This is a genomic window from Janibacter sp. LM (assembly GCF_039631275.1).
Taxonomy (GTDB): domain Bacteria; phylum Actinomycetota; class Actinomycetes; order Actinomycetales; family Dermatophilaceae; genus Janibacter; species Janibacter terrae.
In genome coordinates this window covers 15452-35276 of the sequence record NZ_JBDIVG010000029.1, presented here as the reverse complement: position 1 = coordinate 35276, position 19825 = coordinate 15452, and the positions used below count along the sequence as shown (strand labels likewise).

Sequence of the window (19825 nt, the reverse complement as noted above, 5' to 3'; positions counted from 1 at the left end):
TTGCGCAGCAAGCGTCTCGAAGGGCTGCGAGGATGCGCGCATGCTCCTGCCCGGTCTGACCCGCGTCGTCGGACGCTCGATGGAGCCGACGCTGCGTGACGGCGACCTGCTGCTCGTGCTGTGGGGCGCACGACCGCGCACCGGCGGCCTCGCGCTCGTGCGCCTCCCGGACGACGACGCCGGGCTCACGCGCCCGGTCGCGGTCAAGCGCGTGACGGGGCGCGACCCCGCCGACCCGACCCGGTGGTGGGTCGAGCGGGACAACCCCCGCGAGGGCGTCGACTCGTGGTCGGTCGGCTCGCTCGCCGAGGACGCCGTGCTCGCCCGCGTCCTGTTGCGACTCCCTTGCAGGAGAAGGCCCTTTGCGTGACGCAGCGACGTGCGTTGGGTACGTTGAAACCAGCGTCGCCCGCACCGCGGGCGATCCAGCCCCCACGAGAGGAAGGCACTCCATGCGACTTCGTGACATCTTCCGCATCACCCAGGCCAGCGCCCACTGCGACCTCCCCTGCGGCGTCTACGACCCCGCCCAGGCCCGCATCGAGGCCGAGTCGGTCCTCGCCATCATCAAGAAGGTCGCCGACAACGACGACCCCGACTTCCGCACCCGCGCGATCCTCATCAAGGAGCAGCGCAGCCAGCTCGTCAAGGAGCACCTGTGGGTGCTGTGGACGGACTACTTCAAGCCGCCGCACTTCGAGAAGTACCCGCAGCTGCACACCCTCGTGAACGAGGCCACCAAGCTCGCCGGCGCCGGCGGCACCAAGGGTGAGCTCGACCAGGCCAAGGCCGAGGAGCTGCTCGAGAAGATCGCCGAGATCGACAAGATCTTCAAGGAGACCAAGCAGGGCTGACCCCCCTTCGTCCTCCTGCGTGGCCGTCACCCTCCGGGGTGGCGGCCACGTTGTCGTCGTCAGACGTTGTCGTCGTCAGACGGCGCGCTCCATCACGGCCTGCTCGAGTGCGGCGACGACCTCCGGGTCGTAGTCGTACCCCAGACCGAGGTGCAGTCGCTCGAGCGCCACGGCCTGGGCGCGCGGGGAGCGGGCGCCCTCGGTGATGTCGTCCCAGGCATTGGCGACCCGCACGATGCGCGAGGCGATCGGGATGTGCTCGCCGAACTCGCGCGTTCGGCGGAAGGGGGTACGGACCTGGTCGAGCAGCGGGAGGAGCTCCGCGAGCTGCGGGGTCCCGGCCACCAGGCGCCGGGTCGAGTACGCGATCTGGGCCTCCTGGATCGCGGTGGCGTGGATCGTCGCGCCACCGCGCAGCGGCTCCGCCAGACCCAGCTGGCCCAGGTCGTGGAGCAGCGCCGTGCGCTCGACGAGGCGCAGGGCAGCGAGGTCCATCTCGAGCGAGCGACCGATCGCGACCGCGAGCCGAGCGACCCGCTGGGAGTGGCCGGGACGGGTGAGGCCGGCGACCTCGCTGAGCCGGGACATGGCGAGCATCGACTGCTCGAGGGCATCGCGGATGCCGATGACGCGCCGCACGGCCACGTACGTCAGGACGACGGGGATGATGAGCAGCGGGATCGCGGCCCACTCGAGGTAGGGGCTCGACAAAGCGATGAGCGGTCCGGTCGCGATCGTCGCGCCCCCGATCCCGGCCAGCGGCCCGACCTCGACCGCGAGCACTCGTGCCAGCGGCCGCTCCTCCCCCAGCCACAGCACGAGCGTCTCGAGCGCGCGCTCGACGAGACCACCCGCGAGAGCGGCCGCGAGCATGCCGAGCGCGCCCAGGGTGGACGAGTGGGCGGGGTCGAACGTCCACTCGACGAGGTTGTCCCCCCGGACCGCCGGGGAATGGGAGAGGTAGGTCGTGACGGCCACCCCCAGGAAGCGCGCACCGAGCGAGCCCTCGATGACCGAACCGCCCCGGGCCCGGACGAGGAGGCCACCGATGAGGATGCTCAGCCACACGACGGCCAGGACGGTCCAGCCGTCGACCACGGTGCCGGTGGACGCTGCGAGGACGAGCCCCAGCGCGGGCGCGGTCGTGAGCGGCGCGATGGCGCGACCGGCGACGACGAGCGGCACCTGCTCACCGATGATGATCGCGATGACGGCCACCACGGTGAAGCCGGTGAGGACGTCTGCGCTGAAGTTGGCGTTGATCGCGGCGTAGGACCCGATGAGGATCGCGCCGACGAAGAGGATCAGGCCGGATCGGCCGGGACGCTCGGTCACACCACGGCCTTCGGCAGCTGGTCCCGCTCGAGTGCCCGCCTCAGGGCCATGACGCACTTCGGGTCGAGGGCGTGCCCGGCCATGCGCTCGCAGGACGTGACCGCTTCCTCCGGGGACACCCCTTCGAGCACGCACGTGCCCCATGCGTCGGCGGTCGCGAGGACCCTGGCGCCGACCGGGATGCTGCGGCCGATGAGCCCGTGCGGCCGACCTTCGCCGTCGTAGCGCTCCTGGTGCGCGGTGATGATCTCCATCGACTCGTCGAGGAAGGCGATCGACCCGAAGACGCGGCGCGAGGCGTCGGCGTGGTCCCGGCGGCGGATGGCCGGCGGCGCGTCCTCGAGCGCGAGCTTGCCGACATCACGCAGGCGCGCGGCGGCCGTGACCTGGTCGACGACCCGCGCGGACAGACCCATGGTGGTCGCGATGGCGCCCGCTGCGGCGGCGACGACCCGCGCGTCCTCGGCGGCCCCCGGGTGGCGCAGCTCGAGCGCGCCGACGAAGGGGGCGAGCACGTCGTGCCGCGTCGCCCACTCCTCCGCGTGCTGACGCAGGCCCCACTGGATGACGAGGAGGGAAGGGAGGAAGAACAGGGCGGCGACCCACCCCAGGCCGGCGGGGGCCCAGAGGACGACGAGGAGGTAGGCCCCGACGATGGACAGCGCGTAGGCGGAGCTGGTCTGCTTCAGGACGTCGACGAGGACGACGCGCCACGGGGCGTTGGTGCTGAGCTGCAGGACCCCGGCGAGGAGGAACGCGTTGATGAGGCTCGCTGCGACCGCGGTGACGGCGACGCGCAGGGCGAGGTTCTGGGGGGTCGGCATCGTGTCGGTCATGCCCAGCTGCCAGCCTCCGGCCGCGGCGTAGGCGGCCGAGCCGGCGATGACGAGGAGAACACGCTGCGAGGCGTTGAAGACCCGCTTGACCGTGTTGTTGCGGTCGAGGAGGACGGGTAGGACCGCGACGACGATCGCCCCGACCGGTCCCACGAGGGGGATGGAGGCGATGTGGATCATGCCGGCGACCGACAGCTGGAAGGGCCCGACCGCCTGGGGCTTGCTGATCGAGGCGAGGCTGGCGACGACGAGCAGCGCCACGACCCAGCTCAGCTGGCGAGGGGGGCCCGCGAGGGCTACGGACGCACCTGCCGCGACCACCGCCAGGATGGCGACCGTCGCGACATAACCGTGCGTCGACCGGGACGGGGCCCCGGTCGACGCCGTGGTCAAGCTCAGGCGTCGGTGGACGGTGCGTCAGGCGACGGCAGCGCCCAGTCGACGCTGTTGGACTGGGCGCCGGCCCAGTCGACGCTGCGCTGAGCACCCGCCCAGTCGACGCTGGCGGCGCGCATCGCAGTGAAACCGGCGACACCGGTCAGGAGGGCGGCAGCGGCAAGGGCTACGGTGATTTTCTTCACGATCCTATGATGCCATCAATGTGGGTCAAAGAGGAAGGGTCATTGATAACGCTATGACACAATGACTCGTCGATCACCGCCCGGCACGTCGCCGGGGGCATCCAGCAAGGAGTCACCTCATGAGCAAGCGCGCCCGCAAGCGTCGCTCGCGCAAGGGCAAGTCCGCGAACCACGGCAAGAAGCCCAACGCCTGAGCATCTGCACCTCGTGCACTGAAGGGGGCCGCCCACCCGGGCCGGCCCCCTTCGTCATGCCTCGCGACGCCGAGTCTCGGGCCATGGCCACAAAACCCGGCTCTTTGCGACCATGCGCCACGTCTCGGGGGCCGGTCAGAGGAGGAGATCGCCGAGCCGGGTGATGAGCCGTCGGGTGTAGGCCGCCCTGACCAGGTGGATGTTGGTCATCTCCACGTACGTCCACCCCGCGGCTTCGAACCGCGCCCGACGGTCCCGCTCGTACTGCGCGCTCCGATCGGTGCGGTGCTGGTCGCCGTCGTACTCCGCCACGACCTTGGGCTCGCGCCACAGGAAGTCCGCGACGCCGATGAGGACGCCCCAGTCGTCGCAGACCCTGACGTTGAGCTCGGGCGTGGGCAGACCGTGGTCCCGGAACAGCAGCCGGGCCTCGGACTCCTACGGGGAGGCGGATCCCGGGTCGAGGAAGGGGGCGACCTCCCGCAGCGTGCGGATGCCGCGTCGGCCGGACAGCGTCTCGAGGTGGCGCAGGACCTGGGCCGGCGTCACGTCATGGTCGCGGAGCAGGGCGTCACCGGCGGCCACGAGCTGTGGGCGCGTCCAGCTGCCGGCCAGGTCCGACCAGGTGTGCAGGGCGGCGACGACCGGCAACCCGTGCACCTGCGTCACGGCGCGCGTCTCGAGGCCGTTGTGGCTGAGCACGCCGCGCCGCTCGAGCCACGGCCGGCCGCTGTCGCGACTGACGTGGACCGGCTCGTCGCGGCTCCACGGCCGGGGCGTGGGCAACCCGAGCAACCGGGCCGCCGTGAGATGACTGACGACTGCGTCCCGGGGCACCACCGAGCGGACCAGCCTCGCCAGCTCACCGACGTCGGACGGTCCCTGATCACCCGGGCGGAACCGCAGTCCGTGCGACGGGATCTCGAAGCCCGTGCGCAGACGCCCCCGGACGCCCAGGTCCCGCGCGTCGGCCATCGTGAAGCCGGCACCGGACAGGTCCCCCGGCAGCTGCTGCGGTCGTCTTCCCATGTACCGACCCCACCCTCCCCAGCGCCTCGGGCACAGCCCCACCGGCCTTCTGTGGACGGTGCGGGTCCGCCCCCTTCGCCTGTGGACTCATCGACACTCGGGCGATGGCCTCAAAAGTGGCGACATAGCGGCCATGAGCCGAGTCTCGGCGAGGGGGAATGAGGGGCCGGGCGAGGGCGTTGGACCCACCAGCACAACGGCCACGAAGGACAGGAGTGCACGTGCTGGTACTGCACGCCGGAGAGCGCACCGCCGCCCCGCTAGGGTGGAGCGCGATGACTGATCCCACGATTGACGAGCTGGAGGCCATGGCCGCAGCGGATGCCTCCGTCGACGTCTCCCAGGAGACGACGGAGGAGCGGCGCGCGCGCTTCGAGCGCGAGGCGATGCCGCTGCTCGACCAGCTGTACTCGGCCGCCCTTCGCACCACGCGCAACCCGACCGACGCCGAGGACCTCGTCCAGGAGACCTTCGCCAAGGCCTTCGCCGCCTTCCACCAGTACCGGCCGGGCACCAACCTCAAGGCGTGGATGTACCGCATCCTCACCAACACCTACATCAACAGCTACCGCAAGAAGCAGCGCGAGCCGAAGCAGTCCGACTCCCCCGAGATCGAGGACTACCAGCTCCACAAGGCCGAGCAGCACACCTCCAAGGGGCTGCGCTCCGCCGAGGTCGAGGCGCTCGACCGCATGCCCGACACCGAGGTCAAGCGCGCGCTGCAGGAGCTGCCCGAGGACTTCCGCATGGCGGTCTACCTCGCCGACGTCGAGGGCTTCGCCTACAAGGAGATCGCCGACATCATGGGCACGCCCATCGGCACCGTGATGTCGCGCCTGCACCGGGGACGTCGCCAGCTCCGCGAAAAGCTCACCGACTACGCCGCCGACCGCGGCATCGCATCCGCCAAGGAGGGTCAGGCATGAGCCACGACCCCGAGCACGTGGACTGCTCCCAGGCGCTCCACCGGATGATGGAGTACCTCGACGGCGAGATGTCGCGCGAGGACGCCCAGGGGATCGCCGAGCACCTCGCGCAGTGCGGCCCGTGCCTGGCCGAGCACGACCTCGACCAGGTCATGCGCCAGGTCCTCCAGCGCTCCTGCGCGCGGGAGCAGGCCCCGCCGCAGCTGCGCGCGACGATCATGCAGAAGATCACCACGATCTGCAACGACGGGTCGTGGACCGAAGTGACCCAGATCCGGCAGATCTCCACCGAGGGCTGAGCCGTACCCTGACGCCATGCGCGTCCTCGTCACCGGCGGAGCCGGGTACATCGGCTCCCACACCGTCGTCCAGCTCGTCGCCGCCGGCCACGAGCCGGTGGTCGTCGACAGCTTCGTCAACTCGCGCCCGTCGGTCATCGGCCGGCTCGAGGAGCTGACGGGCCGGCGGGTCGAGACGCACGGCTTCGACCTGCGGGACGCGGACAAGACCTCCGCGCTCCTGGGCGAAGGGGGGTTCGACGCCGTCATCCACTTCGCCGGCCTCAAGGCCGTGGGCGAGTCGAGCCGGATCCCGCTCGAGTACTACGAGAACAACCTCGGCACGACCTTCTCGCTCCTGCGGGCCATGGACCGGCAGGGAGTGCGCAGGCTCGTCTTCTCCTCGTCCGCCACGGTGTACGGCGAGACCGAGACCGTGCCCATGCCCGAAGAGCTCCCGACGAGCGCGACCAACCCCTACGGGTGGACGAAGGTCATGCAGGAGCAGATCCTGCGGGACGTCGCGGCGACCGGAGCCGTCCAGGTCGCGCTGCTGCGGTACTTCAACCCGGTGGGCGCGCACGCCTCGGGGCGGATCGGCGAGGACCCCCAAGGCACCCCCAACAACCTCATGCCCTTCATCGCGCAGGTGGCGGTCGGGCGGAGGGAGCGGCTCCGGGTCTTCGGCGGTGACTACCCCACGCCGGACGGGACCCCCCTTCGCGACTACATCCACGTCGAGGACCTCGCCGCCGGCCACGTCGCGGCGTTGCAGTACCTCGAGCGGCACCCCGAGACCCCGGTGCGCGAGTGGAACCTCGGGACCGGCCACGGCACGTCGGTGCTCGAGATGGTCGCCGCCTTCGCCGCCGCGAGCGGGCGCCCGGTCCCGTACGAGCTGGCCCCTCGCCGGGCCGGGGACCTCGCCGCCTGCTACGCGGACCCGAGCCGCGCCGAGGCCGAGCTCGGCTGGCGCGCGACGCGCACGATCGAGCAGATGTGTGCCGACACGTGGCGCTGGCAGTCGGCCAACCCGCAGGGCTACCCGGCCTAGACCCGCCCAGACGCGGGCAATGGCCGCTATCCGGGGTGGATAGCGGCCATCAGCCGAGTCTCGCGGTCAGCCGGCGAGGCGGAAGCGCGTCTGGCGGGCGCGCGCCTTCAGGCCCTTCATGCCGGACGTGCGCAGGATGCCCACGGCCTGCCGCAGCGAGGTGTCGTTGGGCAGGGAGAGGCGGATGATCTCGCTCCACGCCGAGCCGACCTGCTTGTGCAGCGGGCCGGTCAGGTACTCCAGCCCGTACTCCGCGAAGAGCGCCCGGATGCGCGGCGCGATCTCCGGGTAGCGGCGGCTGGGCATGTCGGGGAAGAGGTGGTGCTCGATCTGGTAGCTCAGGTGACCGGTGGCGATGTGCATCGGCGTCGAGCCGGAGATGTTGGCCGAGCCGAGCATCTGGCGCAGGTACCACTCGCCGCGGGTCTCCCCGTCGATCGAGTCCTTGGTGAAGGTCTTCACGCCGGCCGGGAAGTGACCGCACATGATGACCGAGTGCGTCCAGTAGTTGCGCACGAGGTTGGCGACCACGTTCGCGCCGAGGGTCGAGAGGAAGTTCGGCCCGGACAGCAGCGGGAAGAGGAGGTAGTCCTTCGCCGCCTGCTTCTTGATCTTGTTGACGACCTTGTTCGCCTCGGCCATCCACTCCGGGTTGTCCTTGCGGGTCGCCCAGTGCTTGCCGAGCTCCAGGTCGTACGCGGCGATGCCGTACTCGAAGAAGGTCGCGTTGATGAACTGCGTGATCGGCTGGATCAGGTAGCCCGGGTACCACTTCTGGGCGTCGTCGACGCGCATGATCCCGTAGCCGAGGTCGTTGTCGTGGCCGACGACGTTGGTGTACGTGTGGTGCACCTGGTTGTGGCTGTTCTTCCAGTGGTCCGCCGGGGTGACGTTGTCCCACTCCCACGTCGAGGAGTGGATCGCGGGGTCACGCATCCAGTCCCACTGGCCGTGGATGATGTTGTGCCCGACCTCCATGTTGTCGAGGATCTTCGACGCGCTGAGCGCGGCGGTGCCGGCGACCCAGGCGATCGGGTTGCCCGAGAAGAGCAGGGCCGCACGGCCACCGATCTCCAGGTAGCGCTGGGCCTTGATCACCCGACGGATGTACTGGGCGTCCTTCTCCCCCAACGAGTCCATGACGGACGCGCGGATCTCGTCGAGCTCGCGGCCGAGCTCCTCGATCCGCTCCGGGGTGAGGTGGGCGATGGGCGAGTCGGCGAGGTTGACGGTCGTGTGGACGACGTCGGCCTTGCCGCCGGTGATGCGGGCATCGGTCGCGCGGGGGCGCTCGAGAGTGGCAGTCATGGTCACTTCTCCTGGGTCTCGATGGTGCAGGAACCCGCGACGGCGGAGATGCAGGTCTGCACCTTCACCGGCGGGTCGTCGGGGGTCGTCGTGGTCAGGTCGCCGGTGCGCAGGTCGCGCACGGCGCCGTCGGTCATGGGCAGGACGCAGCTGAAGCAGATGCCCATCCGGCACCCGCTCGGCATGAGGACGCCGGCGTCCTCGGCGGCGTCGAGGATCGTCGTGGCGCCGTCGAGCTCGAGGGTGGTCGTGTCCGCCCCGGTACGAAGGGAGGCGGTCCCCCCTTCGCCGGCCTCGACGATCGTCGGGCGGAAGCGCTCCACGTGGAGCAGGTCGCTGTGGCCAGCGGCCTCGTAGTGGGTCTCGAAGGCGTCAAGCATCGGGGCGGGCCCGCAGATCCAGGTCTCGCGGTCGCGCCAGTCGGGGACGAGCTCGTCGAGCAGGTCGGGCGTGAACATGCCCTCGTCGTCGGTGTGGCGGACCATGACGCGGACGCCCGGCGCCGGGCTGGCGAGCTCCTTGGCGAAGATCACGTCGTCGGCCGTCGGCGCGGAGTGCGCGTGGACGACGTCGAGCCCGTCGAAGTCGTGGTTGCGCAGCATGCCCATGACCGGCGTGATGCCGGAGCCACCGGTGAGGAAGAGGACCTTGGCGGGGACGGTCTGCGGGAGCATGAAGTCGCCGGTCGCCTGGTCGAGCTGGACGATCGTGCCCGGTCGGGCGTGGTGCACGAGGTGCCGGGAGACGAGACCGTCGGGCATCGCCTTGACGGTGATCGAGATGAGACCGTCACGAGCGCTCGTGTCGGAGGTCAGCGAGTACGCGCGCCAGTGGCGGCGGCCGTCGACGTCAACACCCAGGCGGATGTACTGGCCGGGCGCGTGGCCCTGCCAGTCCCGGCCGGGACGGATGGTGACGGTGGCGGCGTCGCGGGTCTCGGGCACGACCGAGACGATGCGGCCGCGCAGGTCGGCCCCGGAGCGAAGGGGGGCGAAGAGGTCGAGGTACTCCTCGGGCACGACCGGCGTGGCCAGGCCGCGCGCGATGCGGACAGCCGTGTCGCGGGCCTTCAGCAAGGGCTGGGTCCGGACGGCGTCACGGGTCGCGAAAGTTGTCATGTGTCCATCCTCCCGCCTCAACAGGTGCCGGACCATGTCTCTCGCGAGTAGGCTTTGGTGCAATGAATTGTTCGCTGAGGACAAAGGACGCCCATGAGCACCCCGGATCTCGCGCTCGACGAGACGACCGTCACGGCCGTCCGCTCCCACCTGCCGCGGGTCGCCAAGCTCGTCGTCGCCGAGGTCATGGAGCAGGTGCCGGCCTACGACGTGCCCTTCCAGGGGCGGATGGGGCGGGTCATCGAGAAGGCGGTGCAGGTCTCGCTCGAGAGCTTCGTCGCGCTGGCCTCCGGGTCCGCACCCCAGGGCGCGCCCGTCGGGGTCGGTGCCGCCGCCGCCAGCGAGCTGGGCCGGGCCGAGGCCCGCAACGGCCGGCCCGTCGAGGCGCTGCTCGCCGCCTACCGCGTCGGCGCCCGGGCCGCGTGGCGCGAGCTGTCCGTCGAGGCCCTGGCCGCCGGTGTGGACGCCCCCACGCTGGGGCGCTTCGCCGAGCTCGTCTTCACCTACATCGACGAGCTGTCCGCCGCCTCCGTCGCCGGGCACAACCAGGAGACGAGCAGTGCCGAGCGCGACCGCATCGTCCACCTCGACCGGCTCACCCGCGGGCTCCTCACCGGCCTCGGGGAGGTCGAGCTCGACGGTGCGGCGGCCGCCGCGCGCTGGACCCCGCCCCGCACGCTCACCGCCGTCCTCGTCCCCCGCGGCCGACTGCCCGCGACGGCCGGCCTGCTCGACCCGCGCACCCTCACCCTCGGCGAGGACCTGCCCGTCGCCGACGCCGTCGTGACCCGCTCGGTGCTGCTCGTCCCCGACAGCGGGGGGCCCTCCCGGCAGCGGCTGCTCGCCCTCCTGGAGGGGCACGACGCCGTCGTCGGCCCCGCCCGTCCGTGGAAGCGAGCCCACGAGTCCTACGAGCGTGCCGCCCGCGCCGTCGACCTCGGCCCCGGGGTCGTCGACACCGACGCCGTGCTGCCCGAGCTGGTGCTGCAGGCCGACCCGGCCGCGCTGGCCGACCTGCGCGAGGCGGCGTTGGCCCCCTTCGCGGAGGTGGGTGAGGGCGCGGCCGACCGCCTCGCGGAGACCTTGCGCGCGTGGCTGCTGCTGCAGGGCCGCCGCGAGCTCGTCGCCGAGAGCCTGCACGTGCACCCGCAGACCGTGCGGTACCGCATGAACCAGGTGCGCGACCTCTTCGGCGAGCGCCTCGACGACCCCGACGAGGTGCTGACGATCCTGCTGGCCCTCGGCCGCGGGCGGTGACCGCTGACCTGCATTCCCCTAGGGCAATGGCACATCTTGACGTCGAGAGTCTGCATTGCCCTAGGGGAATGCAGACTCCACCCAGCGGACGACGGACTCGGCGACGGCGCCACCGCCGGTGAAGGAGTGGGTGCCGGGGGCCTCGTCGACACCGACCACGCCCGGGCCGATCCCTGCGGCGGCGAGCGCCGTGCGCACGTCGTCCGGGCAGCCGAAGGGGTCCCGAGCCCCCTGCACGACGTGCACCGGCAGGCCCGCCTCGACCGGGAGGACGAGCTCGTCGATGCGGGACCTGTCCGGCCCCTTGCCGGGCGGCACGAGCGGGAAGGACAGCGCGAGCACCCCGCCGGCGCCGAGCTCCGGCGCCAGCCGGCAGGACACCCTGGCCCCGGCGCTGCGTCCGCCGAAGACCACCGGGCCGGGGAGGGAGTCCCGCGCTCCTGCGACGATCTCCCGCCAGGCGGCGTCGAGCTTCGGCGGCATGGGCGCGACCTTCTTGCCGGCGACCTTCCACGGCATCTCCACGAGCGCCACCTGCCAGCCGTGCTCCGGCAGGGTCGCCGCGATCGCCACGAGGTCCTTGGCGTCGACGCCCCCGCCCGCGCCGTGGGTGAGGAGCAGGGTGCCGCGTGGGTCCCCCTTCGCCTCGGTGACGTGGAGGCGCGCCGGGCCCTGGGTGGTGGGCACCTCATCCATCCCGGCCCCCGTGGATCTCCCCGGTCTCCGGGTCGACGACGCCGACGAGCTCCGACTCCGGCAGCGGCGTGAGCAGCCCGGGGCCGTTGTTGCGCGTGGCGTTGACCGCGGTCGAGATCGGGTACGCGGCGAACCGCCCCGGCTGCGCGAAGGCGAGCATCTCCCCCACCTCGGCGAGGTCGGTGAGGGTCGGGTCGAGCCAGCGCGCCCAGTCCCGCGGCTCGAGCACGAGCGGCTGCCGGTCGTGGATGCGGTCCATGCCGGGGTCGGCTGCCGTCGTGATGATCGTGAAGGTCGTCAGCCACGCGTCCGGGTCGTCGTTGTCCGCCACGGCCCGGTCCCGCCAGAACTCGTACAGCCCCGCGAAGGCTAGGTCCGCCCCGTCGCCGCGGTGGACGAAGAAGGGCTGCTTGCGCGGCTTCCCCTTCGCATCTGTCGCGACGGGCGAGACCTGCCACTCGTACCAGCCCGCGGCCGGCACGAGGCAGCGCCGGCTCGCCGCGGCCTTGGCGAAGCTCGACTTCTCCAGCACGGTCTCCGCGCGGGCGTTGGTCATCCGCAGGCCGACCTTCGTCTCCTTCGCCCACGACGGCACGAGGCCCCACGTGAGCAGCCGCAGCTGGCGAAGGGGGTCGCCCGGCTCGTCCTTCGACGCGCGGGTGAGCACCACGGGCGCCTGCTTGGTCGGCGCCATGTTGTGGTCCGGCCGGCCGGGCGGCGGGTCCTGGGGCGACTTCAGGAGCGAGCGGGCCGGGTCGCCCGTCCGGTCCACGTCGATCTCGAACTCCTCGACGAGGTCATCGGGGCCGGCCGTTGCCGCATAGCGTCCGCACACCCTCCGAGCGTAGGCCCACCGGGATCGCGACTACGGTAGTCACGTACCCGTCGGGACCTCCCCGGCGACGTCCACGACGACAAGGAGGCACCACCATGATCGTTCGTCGCATCGCCCGCCCGCTGCTGGCCGGCATCTTCGTGTGGGGTGGCATCAACGCCCTGCGCTACCCCTCGGCCCACGCCCCCGCCGCCGAGAAGGTCACCAAGCCCCTCGCGGCCAAGACCCAGCTCCCGGACGACACCGAGATGCTCGTGCGCGCCAACGGCGCCGCGATGGTCCTCGGTGGCGCCCTCCTCGCCACGGGCAAGGCCCCGCGCCTCGCCTCGACCGTCCTCATGGGCACGCTCGTGCCGACCGCTGCCACGCACGACTTCTGGACCGAGTCGGACCCGCAGGCCAAGCAGGGCAAGATGACGCAGTTCATCAAGGACCTGTCACTCATGGGTGGCCTGATGCTCGCCGCCGTCGACACCGCGGGCAAGCCCGGCGTCACCTACCGCGCCAAGCTCGCCGGTGAGAGCGTCGGGCGCACCGCGCGCCACGCCCGCCAGGCCGCTCGTCGCGAGGCCAAGCTGGCCGCCCTCCAGGCGAAGAACGCGGTGTCCTGACCCGCGATGACCAGTCCTGATTGGCATGCCCCGGCGGCGTCCGGCCGCCTCGACGCGACCGTGACGCTGCCGGGGAGCAAGTCCCTCACCAACCGTTACCTCGTCCTCGCCGCACTGGCGACCGACACCTCCCGGCTGCGCCGCCCCCTTCGCTCCCGGGACACCGAGCTCATGGCCCAGGCGCTGCGCCAGCTCGGCGCCGGCGTCGACGACGCCACCTCCCTCGGCGGCTCCCCCGACTGGATCATCACGCCGGCGACGCTGCGCGGCGGCCGCACCGTCGACTGCGGCCTCGCGGGGACGGTGATGCGCTTCCTCCCGCCCGTCGCGGCGCTCGCGTCGGGGCCGGTGACCTTCGACGGCGACGAGCACGCTCGGGTGCGGCCCATGGCCGCGATCATCGACGCCCTCCGGGACCTCGGGGTGGGCGTCGAGGACGAAGGGCGAGGGACCCTCCCCTTCGTCGTGCAGGGTGAGGGGTCCGTGCGCGGAGGCCGGGTCGTGCTCGACGCCTCCGCGTCCTCGCAGTTCATCTCGGCGCTGCTGCTCGTCGGGTCTCGCTTCGAGGAGGGGATCACGGTCGTCCACGACGGCAAGCCGGTCCCCTCGCTCCCCCACATCGAGATGACCGTCGAGACGCTGCGCGACGCCGGCGCCGCGGTCGACGACTCCGAGGCCAACACCTGGCGGGTCGAGCCCGGTGAGCTGCTCCCGCTCGACGTCACCGTCGAGCCGGACCTGTCCAACGCGGCCCCCTTCCTCGCCGCCGCGCTCGTCGCCGGCGGCTCGGTGTCGGTGCCCGACTGGCCGCAGCACACGACGCAGGCCGGCGACATGATCCGCAACGTGCTCGACGAGATGGGTGCCGACGTCACCCTGGACTCGCGGCGCCTCACCGTCACCGGCGAAGGGCGCCCGGGCGGCATCGACGTCGACCTCCACGACGCCGCCGAGCTGACCCCGGTCGTCGCGGCCCTCGCCGCGTGCGCGGACGGCCCGTCGATCATCCGCGGCGTCGCGCACATCCGCGGCCACGAGACCGACCGGATCAGCGCCCTCTCGCGCGAGCTGGGTGGTCTCGGCGTCGGGGTCACCGAGCTCGAGGATGGGCTGAGGATCGACCCGGCACCCCTGCGGCCGAGCACCTTCCACACCTACGCCGACCACCGCATGGTGATGGCGGGAGCGCTCCTGGCGCTGCGGGCGCCGGGCACGGTCATCGAGGACCCGGCGACGGTCGGCAAGACGCTGCCCGACTTCGTGCAGCTCTGGGAGTCCGCGGTGGAGACGGGCGGCTGATGGGCCGGTCGGCGCGCAGCTGGGACGAGTCGGACGTGCGGGTGCGCCCCAACCGTCGTGGCTCCCGGCCGCGCACCAAGGACCGGCCCAAGCACGAGGACGCCGTCGTGGGACGCGTGACGGCGGTCGACCGCGGTCGCTGGACCACCCTCGTGCCGGCCACCGGCTCCGAGCCCGAGCGGGTCGTCATCGCCATGCGCGCCCGTGAGCTCGGGCGCTCACCGGTCGTCGTCGGTGACGACGTCGCGATGGTCGGCGACACCAGCGGTCGGCCCGACGGCCTCGCCCGCATCGTGCGGATCCAGGAGCGCTCCACGGTGCTGCGCCGCACCGCCGACGACACCGACCCGGTGGAGCGCGTCATCGTCGCCAACGCCGACCAGCTCGTCGTCGTCTCGGCGCTCGCCGACCCCGAGCCGCGGCCCCGGCTCATCGACCGCTGCCTCGTCGCGGCCTACGACGCCGGCATGGACCCGCTGCTCGTGCTCACCAAGTCCGACCTGGCCTCGGCGGAGGACTTCCTGGCCCAGTACGCGCCGCTCGACGTCCCGCACGTCGTCACCTCCGTCCTCACCGAGGGCAGCGAGGGCCTGGCCGAGCTGCGCCGCCGCCTCGCCGGCCGGGTGTCCGTGCTCGTGGGGCACTCGGGGGTGGGCAAGTCGACGCTCGTCAACGCGCTGTGCCCGGCCGCGCACCGGGCGACGGGACATGTCAACGATGTCACGGGCAGGGGCCGCCACACCTCGACGAGCGCCCTCGCGCTGCGTCTGCCGCTGGTCGACGGGGCCTCGACCGAGTCGTCCCGATCGGACCCGGACGCAGCCGGGTGGATCATCGACACCCCGGGGATCCGGTCCTTCGGCCTCGCGCACGTCGAGGCCGACACGATCATCGGGCACTTCCCCGAGCTCGCCGAGGGCGCCGACGTCGGTTGCCCCCGCGGCTGCACCCACGACGAGCCCGACTGCGCCCTGGACGCGTGGGTCGCCGAGGGCCACGCGGGGTCGGGCGGGGAGCTGCGGCTGGACTCCCTTCGTCGGCTGCTGCGGGCACGCTCCGGCGAGGAGGGCCACGGCTGACGCTGGCGGACAGGTACTTTGGCGGCATGCTCCCCTCCGACTACGCCGATGACCTGCGCCTCGCCCACGTGCTGGCCGACCAGGTCGAGCGGATCACGATGGCACGGTTCCAGGCCTCCGACCTCGTCGTCGAGTCCAAGCCGGACCTGACCCCGGTCAGCGACGCCGACCGCAGCTGCGAGGAAGCCATCCGCGCCCAGCTGAGCCGCGCCCGCGGCCGCGACGCGATCCTCGGGGAGGAGTTCGGCAGCACCGGCACCTCCCAGCGTCGCTGGATCATCGACCCGATCGACGGCACCAAGAACTACGTCCGCGGCGTGCCCGTCTGGGCCACGCTCATCGGCCTCGTCGACGGCGAGGACTGCGTCGTCGGCCTCGTCGCCGCGCCGGCGCTCGGTCGCCGCTGGTGGGCCGCCAAGGGCGCGGGGGCGTGGACCGGCCGCTCGCTCTCCCAGGCCAAGCAGATCAGGGCCTCCCGGGTCTCGCGGCTCCAGGACGCCTCCCTGTCGTACAGCTCGCTGGAGGGCTGGCGCGAGCGCGGCCGCGGCAGGGCCTTCCTCAACCTCACCTCGGACCTGTGGCGCACGCGTGCGTACGGGGACTTCTGGTCGTACATGCTCGTCGCCGAGGGCGCGGTCGACATCGCCGCCGAGCCCGACCTCGAGGTCTACGACATGGCCGCGCTCGTCGCCATCGTCGAGGAGGCCGGCGGCCGGTTCACCTCGCTCGAGGGCGCACCGGGCCCCTGGGGCGGCAACGCCGTGGCCTCCAACGGCTTGCTGCACGACGAGGTGCTGGCCCGGTTGTCGCCCGACGCCTGAGGGGGTGTGGTTGTGTGTTGAAGTGGTAGCTGGCAGCGCCGGCACCCATGTCCACGAGGTTGCTGGCTCGCAGGACTACCGGTTCAACACACAACCATCGGCTCAGAGAGCCCACCGCTCGGGTGGATCCAGGTGCCGACCGCTGCGGATCACCCGGAGCAAGGTGTCCGAAGTCCGGCGCCATCCGGCGAAGACCATCCAGTGCGTCAGGCGCGTCGTGAAGTATCCGAGCTCGAGGGCCCGCAGGTCTCGCGCACGGTCAGTGGCGTAGGTCGTCACCCCGGTGTGGTGCGCTCGGCTGTCGCACTCGAGGATCCACCGTCGCCCGGCCAGGTTGTCCACCCTCCCCACACCGTCGATCTCCACCTGCGGGGTGACCGTCACGTTGTGCAGCTGCATGAAGAGCCTGGCCTTGCTCTCGGTCCCGGACTGCGCCAGGCCGGAGGCGCGCGCCAGAACGCGGGCCACCCCCCGCGGTGCGCCCTCGGCCAGGTCCCTCACCTGCTGTGCGCCGAGTAGACCCTGGTGGAGCGCGGAGTCCACGATGATCCCGACATCCAGCGGGTCCAGGCAGCCCATCGCGTGCCTCAGCGCGAGCTGGGGTGAGGCGACAGCAGAGTCCTCGGGCCATCGGTGGTGCCACCCGTGCCCCACGAACCCGGGGGGTGTGCTCCCTCGACGCGAGTAGACGTGCACGCCCGCAACCGGGGGGACCCACAGCCCGTGCTGCTCTGCCGCCGTGGTGCAGGTCGGCCGCAGTCCCTCGGCCAGCGCCGCCCGGACCTCCTGCGGTGCGTCGGGCGAGACATAGTACCGACCGACCCTCAGTACCTCGCCTCGTGCCACGGCCGCGGCCAGCTCGCGCGCAGTCCCCCGCCACTGGTCCCGTGTCCTGATCATCGGACCAGCACAGCCGCCGACCGGCCCGCCGCGCAGGGGATATGCGGACCTGTGGACAGGCGGCCCAGGTCAAGGTGGTGTGTTGAAGAGGTAGCCCCGGGAGCCGGTATCCCCGAATACCGGGTCCCCGGCTCGCAGGACTACCGGTTCAACGCACAACCATCAGGTGGGGACGACGGTCACCGGACCCAGACCGAGGGCCTCGACCTCGTCCCGGTACGTCGACGCGTCACCCACGACGACGATCGTCCAGCTGTGGTCGACGTGCGAGCGCCAGGCTGCGTCGAGGTCGGCCGGGGTCAGCTCGCGCATGGCGGCGATGACGTCGCTGGTGAAGGTGAGCGGCAGCTCGTCGCCCGCCAGCCCGACCGTCTCGTCGGCGATGGCGTCGGCGGTGTCGTAGCGGCCGGGTGCGGTGAGGGTCAGGAAGTCGATCCCGGCGCGGGTCTCGGCCTCGGAGAAGCCTTCGCCGACGCCGTCGAGGATCTCGCGCAGCAGGCGGAGGGAGTCGACCGTCGCGTCGGCGCGCACCGACCCCGAGATGGCGAAGGCGGACCCGACCTGGCGCGGCCGGAAGCCGGCTCGGATGCCGTAGGTGTAGCCCTTGTCCTCGCGCAGCACCTGGTCGATGCGGGCGTTGGGTGCACCACCGACGACATAGGCGATGACCGGGAAGGGGGCCCAGCCCGAGTCGACCCGCCGGTCCGGGCCCGGCCCGCCGATGAGGATCTCGGACTGCACGGAGCCCGGCCGGTCGACGAGCACGACGCGCGCCGCGTCGGCGGCCCGGGGCGCCGGCGTGCGGTCGACCGACACCGTACGACCACCGGTCGTCCACGCACCGAGCGACCCCGTGAGGAGCTCCTCGATGTCGATCCCGGTGAGGTCGCCGGCGACGACGATGGTCGCGCCCTCGGGGTGCACGTGCGTCGCGTGGAAGTCGACGACGTCCTGGCGCGTGATCGCGGCGACGCTCTCGGGGGTCCCCGACCCGGGACGGCTGGCCCGGCTGTCCGCGGCGTAGTACGTCGCGGCCCACTCCTTGAGCGCCCGACGACTGGCGGAGGCGCGCTCCTGCTCGATCTCGGCCAGGCGGGTGCGCCGCAGCCGCGCGACCTCCTCCTCGGCGAAGGCCGGCTCGGTGATGCACTCGGTGAGCAGGTCCAGCGCCGCGGCGAGGTTGCGCTGCGGGACGTCCATGTCGACGCCGAGCGTGGCCTCGCTCATCCCGGCACCGATGGCCACGCCACGGCGCTCGAGCAACTCAGACAGCTCGCGCTGCCCGTGCGTGCGGGTGCCCTCGTCGAGCAGCCGCGCCATGATCCACGCGACCCCCTCGACCTCGCGCGGCTCGTGCCGCAGCGCGGCCGGGATCGTCACCCGCACCGAGACGACGTACTGCCCCGGCACGTCGTGGACGAGCGCCCGGATGCCGTTGGGCAGCTCGATCTCGCGCGGCTGCGGGAAGGACCAGTCGGCCGGAGGAGCGACCTGCGGACGGGGCACGATCGTGGTGCTCATGCGGCCACCTCCTGGGCGACGCGGTAGACGACGGCGGCTCGGGAGTGCGGACGCAGCCAGCGGTCCGCGGCGGCGCGCACCTGCTCGGGCGTCACCTCCGCGAGATGGTCGAGGAAGGTGTTGACGTAGCCGGGGTCGTCGTGGAGGCAGGTGTAGTGCCCGATGACGTCGGCCCGCTCGTCCTTGGCGGCCAGCGCCGAGAGCCACCCGCGCTCGGCCTGCGCCTTGACCGCCTCCATCTGCTCAGTTGTCGGCCCGGCATCGGCGAAGGCCGTCAGCTCCGCGCAGATCCGCTCCTCGAGCATGTCGGTGTCGACGCCCTCGGCCACGTCGGCGACGACGAGCCCGAGCGAGACGCCGTCGACGAACCCCATCGCCCCGACGTCGACGCTGTTGGCCAGCTGCTCCTCCCGCACGAGCGTCTGCTCGAGCGGGGAGAAGCTCAGCCCGCCGAGGCAGTCCAGCGCCATCGAGGCGGCGAGGAACTCGTCCCGGGTGTCGCCCCCTTCGGCGGGGAGCCGGAAGGCGAGGTGGATGCGGTCGTTGGGGACCTCGTCGGCCACCTCGACCCGCACCGGCTCGTCGAGCGGCGGCAGCGGGTCGACCGGCGCGCGGCGCGGAGCGGCCCGGTGCGTGATGTGCCCGAAGTAGCGCTCGGCCAGCTCGACCGCCCGCTCCGCGGTGACGTCACCGACGATCGTCAGGACCGTGTTGTCCGGCGCGTAGTGGGCAGTGAAGAAGTCGTGCACGTCCTGCACGGACGCGGCGTCGAGGTCCTCCATGGACCCGATCGTCGGGTGGTGGTAGGGGTGCCCCTCCGGGAAGACCGTGGCGTAGACGGTGGTGAGCGCCTGGCCGTAGGGCTGGTTGTCGTACCGCTGGCGCTTCTCCTCCTTGACCACGTCGCGCTGGTTGTCGAGGTTGGCCTGGTTGACGGCAGCGAGGAGGTTGGCGTGCCGGTCGGCCTCGAGCCACAGCGCCAGCTCGAGCGCCCCCGAGGGGATCGTCTCGAAGTAGTTGGTCCGGTCGAACCACGTCGTCGCGTTGAGCCGCCCACCCACGCCCATGAGCGCCTGGAAGTGCTCGCCGTTGTCGACGTGCTCGCTCCCCTGGAACATCAGGTGCTCGAAGAGGTGCGCGAAGCCCGTCCTCCCCGGCTCCTCGTGGCGGGAGCCGACCCCGACCCACAGGTTGACCGTGACGGTCGGCGTCGTGGCGTCGGGCTGCACGACCACGCGCAGCCCGTTGGCGAGGGTGTGGTCCTCGATGGTGAAGTCCAGGGGCATGCAGGCA

The 19825-nt window shown here is 72.0% G+C and carries 22 protein-coding genes; 10 read left to right on the top strand and 12 right to left on the bottom strand.

Annotated elements, in window-relative coordinates:
• The first annotated feature begins 40 nt into the window (after window positions 1-40).
• Together ABC138_RS14665 and sodN are read left to right on the top strand one after the other, a co-directional pair.
• On the top strand, window positions 41-370 hold the full coding sequence (locus ABC138_RS14665) for a S24/S26 family peptidase (RefSeq protein WP_345914145.1): 330 nt from the start codon (window positions 41-43) through the stop codon (window positions 368-370).
• A gap of 82 nt (window positions 371-452) precedes the next feature.
• Window positions 453-854 (top strand): superoxide dismutase, Ni, encoded by a 402-nt coding sequence (gene sodN / locus ABC138_RS14660; protein WP_068325549.1) that lies wholly within the window; start codon window positions 453-455, stop codon window positions 852-854.
• 75 nt (window positions 855-929) lie between these two features.
• Here sodN and ABC138_RS14655 read toward each other — a convergent pair whose 3' ends face one another.
• The 5 genes from ABC138_RS14655 to ABC138_RS14635 all read right to left on the bottom strand — a co-directional run bounded on the left by ABC138_RS14655 (window position 930) and on the right by ABC138_RS14635 (window position 4829).
• Window positions 930-2189 (bottom strand): HD domain-containing phosphohydrolase, encoded by a 1260-nt coding sequence (locus tag ABC138_RS14655; protein ID WP_345914144.1) that lies wholly within the window; start codon window positions 2187-2189, stop codon window positions 930-932.
• Complete coding sequence (locus tag ABC138_RS14650; RefSeq protein ID WP_345914143.1) at window positions 2186-3286, bottom strand: HD domain-containing phosphohydrolase; 1101 nt, start codon at window positions 3284-3286, stop codon at window positions 2186-2188. The genes ABC138_RS14655 and ABC138_RS14650 overlap by 4 nt, the downstream gene beginning before the upstream one ends.
• A 134-nt stretch (window positions 3287-3420) precedes the next feature.
• Window positions 3421-3606: a hypothetical protein gene (locus ABC138_RS14645; protein WP_068325555.1), complete on the bottom strand. Its 186-nt coding sequence runs from the start codon at window positions 3604-3606 to the stop codon at window positions 3421-3423.
• A gap of 329 nt (window positions 3607-3935) precedes the next feature.
• Window positions 3936-4133, bottom strand: a complete 198-nt coding sequence (locus tag ABC138_RS14640; protein ID WP_345914178.1) for a hypothetical protein — start codon at window positions 4131-4133, stop codon at window positions 3936-3938.
• 105 nt (window positions 4134-4238) lie between these two features.
• On the bottom strand, window positions 4239-4829 hold the full coding sequence (locus ABC138_RS14635) for a hypothetical protein (RefSeq protein WP_345914142.1): 591 nt from the start codon (window positions 4827-4829) through the stop codon (window positions 4239-4241).
• 275 nt (window positions 4830-5104) lie between these two features.
• Between ABC138_RS14635 and ABC138_RS14630 the strand changes: the two genes are divergently transcribed.
• The 3 genes from ABC138_RS14630 to galE are packed head-to-tail and all read left to right on the top strand — an operon-like array spanning window position 5105 to window position 7087.
• Window positions 5105-5755, top strand: a complete 651-nt coding sequence (locus ABC138_RS14630; protein WP_068325559.1) for a sigma-70 family RNA polymerase sigma factor — start codon at window positions 5105-5107, stop codon at window positions 5753-5755.
• A complete protein-coding gene (gene rsrA, locus ABC138_RS14625; protein WP_345914141.1) occupies window positions 5752-6054 on the top strand; it encodes a mycothiol system anti-sigma-R factor in 303 nt (100 codons plus the stop codon). Before ABC138_RS14630 ends, rsrA begins: the two co-directional genes overlap by 4 nt.
• Before the next feature lie 16 nt (window positions 6055-6070).
• Entirely contained in the window at window positions 6071-7087 is a 1017-nt protein-coding gene (galE, locus tag ABC138_RS14620) for a UDP-glucose 4-epimerase GalE (RefSeq protein WP_345914140.1), read from the top strand.
• 66 nt (window positions 7088-7153) lie between these two features.
• Here galE and ABC138_RS14615 read toward each other — a convergent pair whose 3' ends face one another.
• A complete protein-coding gene (locus tag ABC138_RS14615; protein ID WP_082807596.1) occupies window positions 7154-8395 on the bottom strand; it encodes an acyl-CoA desaturase in 1242 nt (413 codons plus the stop codon).
• A gap of 2 nt (window positions 8396-8397) precedes the next feature.
• Window positions 8398-9513 (bottom strand): ferredoxin reductase, encoded by a 1116-nt coding sequence (locus ABC138_RS14610; protein ID WP_345914139.1) that lies wholly within the window; start codon window positions 9511-9513, stop codon window positions 8398-8400.
• Between the two features lie 93 nt (window positions 9514-9606).
• On the opposite strand from ABC138_RS14610, the gene ABC138_RS14605 reads away from it, so the two are divergent.
• Window positions 9607-10770, top strand: a complete 1164-nt coding sequence (locus ABC138_RS14605; protein ID WP_345914138.1) for a helix-turn-helix domain-containing protein — start codon at window positions 9607-9609, stop codon at window positions 10768-10770.
• A gap of 60 nt (window positions 10771-10830) precedes the next feature.
• Here the strand turns inward: ABC138_RS14605 and ABC138_RS14600 are convergent, their stop codons facing one another.
• Both ABC138_RS14600 and ABC138_RS14595 read right to left on the bottom strand, forming a co-directional pair.
• A complete protein-coding gene (locus ABC138_RS14600; protein ID WP_345914137.1) occupies window positions 10831-11466 on the bottom strand; it encodes an alpha/beta family hydrolase in 636 nt (211 codons plus the stop codon).
• Window positions 11459-12301, bottom strand: a complete 843-nt coding sequence (locus tag ABC138_RS14595) for an SOS response-associated peptidase (RefSeq protein WP_068422753.1) — start codon at window positions 12299-12301, stop codon at window positions 11459-11461. Before ABC138_RS14595 ends, ABC138_RS14600 begins: the two co-directional genes overlap by 8 nt.
• Window positions 12302-12396: 95 nt before the next feature.
• Between ABC138_RS14595 and ABC138_RS14590 the strand changes: the two genes are divergently transcribed.
• The 4 genes from ABC138_RS14590 to hisN are packed head-to-tail and all read left to right on the top strand — an operon-like array spanning window position 12397 to window position 16111.
• A complete protein-coding gene (locus ABC138_RS14590) occupies window positions 12397-12912 on the top strand; it encodes a DoxX family membrane protein (protein ID WP_338538525.1) in 516 nt (171 codons plus the stop codon).
• Between the two features lie 6 nt (window positions 12913-12918).
• Window positions 12919-14211, top strand: a complete 1293-nt coding sequence (gene aroA / locus ABC138_RS14585) for a 3-phosphoshikimate 1-carboxyvinyltransferase (RefSeq protein ID WP_338538526.1) — start codon at window positions 12919-12921, stop codon at window positions 14209-14211.
• Window positions 14211-15290, top strand: a complete 1080-nt coding sequence (gene rsgA, locus ABC138_RS14580) for a ribosome small subunit-dependent GTPase A (RefSeq protein ID WP_338538527.1) — start codon at window positions 14211-14213, stop codon at window positions 15288-15290. Before aroA ends, rsgA begins: the two co-directional genes overlap by 1 nt.
• A 26-nt stretch (window positions 15291-15316) precedes the next feature.
• Complete coding sequence (gene hisN, locus ABC138_RS14575; RefSeq protein WP_068422766.1) at window positions 15317-16111, top strand: histidinol-phosphatase; 795 nt, start codon at window positions 15317-15319, stop codon at window positions 16109-16111.
• Window positions 16112-16213: 102 nt separating this feature from the next.
• Here hisN and ABC138_RS14570 read toward each other — a convergent pair whose 3' ends face one another.
• The 3 genes from ABC138_RS14570 to ABC138_RS14560 all read right to left on the bottom strand — a co-directional run bounded on the left by ABC138_RS14570 (window position 16214) and on the right by ABC138_RS14560 (window position 19818).
• Window positions 16214-17011 (bottom strand): hypothetical protein, encoded by a 798-nt coding sequence (locus tag ABC138_RS14570; protein ID WP_345914136.1) that lies wholly within the window; start codon window positions 17009-17011, stop codon window positions 16214-16216.
• A 162-nt stretch (window positions 17012-17173) separates the two neighbouring features.
• Complete coding sequence (locus tag ABC138_RS14565) at window positions 17174-18532, bottom strand: pitrilysin family protein (RefSeq protein ID WP_345914135.1); 1359 nt, start codon at window positions 18530-18532, stop codon at window positions 17174-17176.
• The gene (locus ABC138_RS14560) at window positions 18529-19818 is read right to left on the bottom strand and encodes a pitrilysin family protein (protein WP_345914134.1); all 1290 of its coding nucleotides are present in this window, start codon (window positions 19816-19818) and stop codon (window positions 18529-18531) included. Before ABC138_RS14560 ends, ABC138_RS14565 begins: the two co-directional genes overlap by 4 nt.
• Between the last annotated feature and the right edge of the window lie 7 nt (window positions 19819-19825).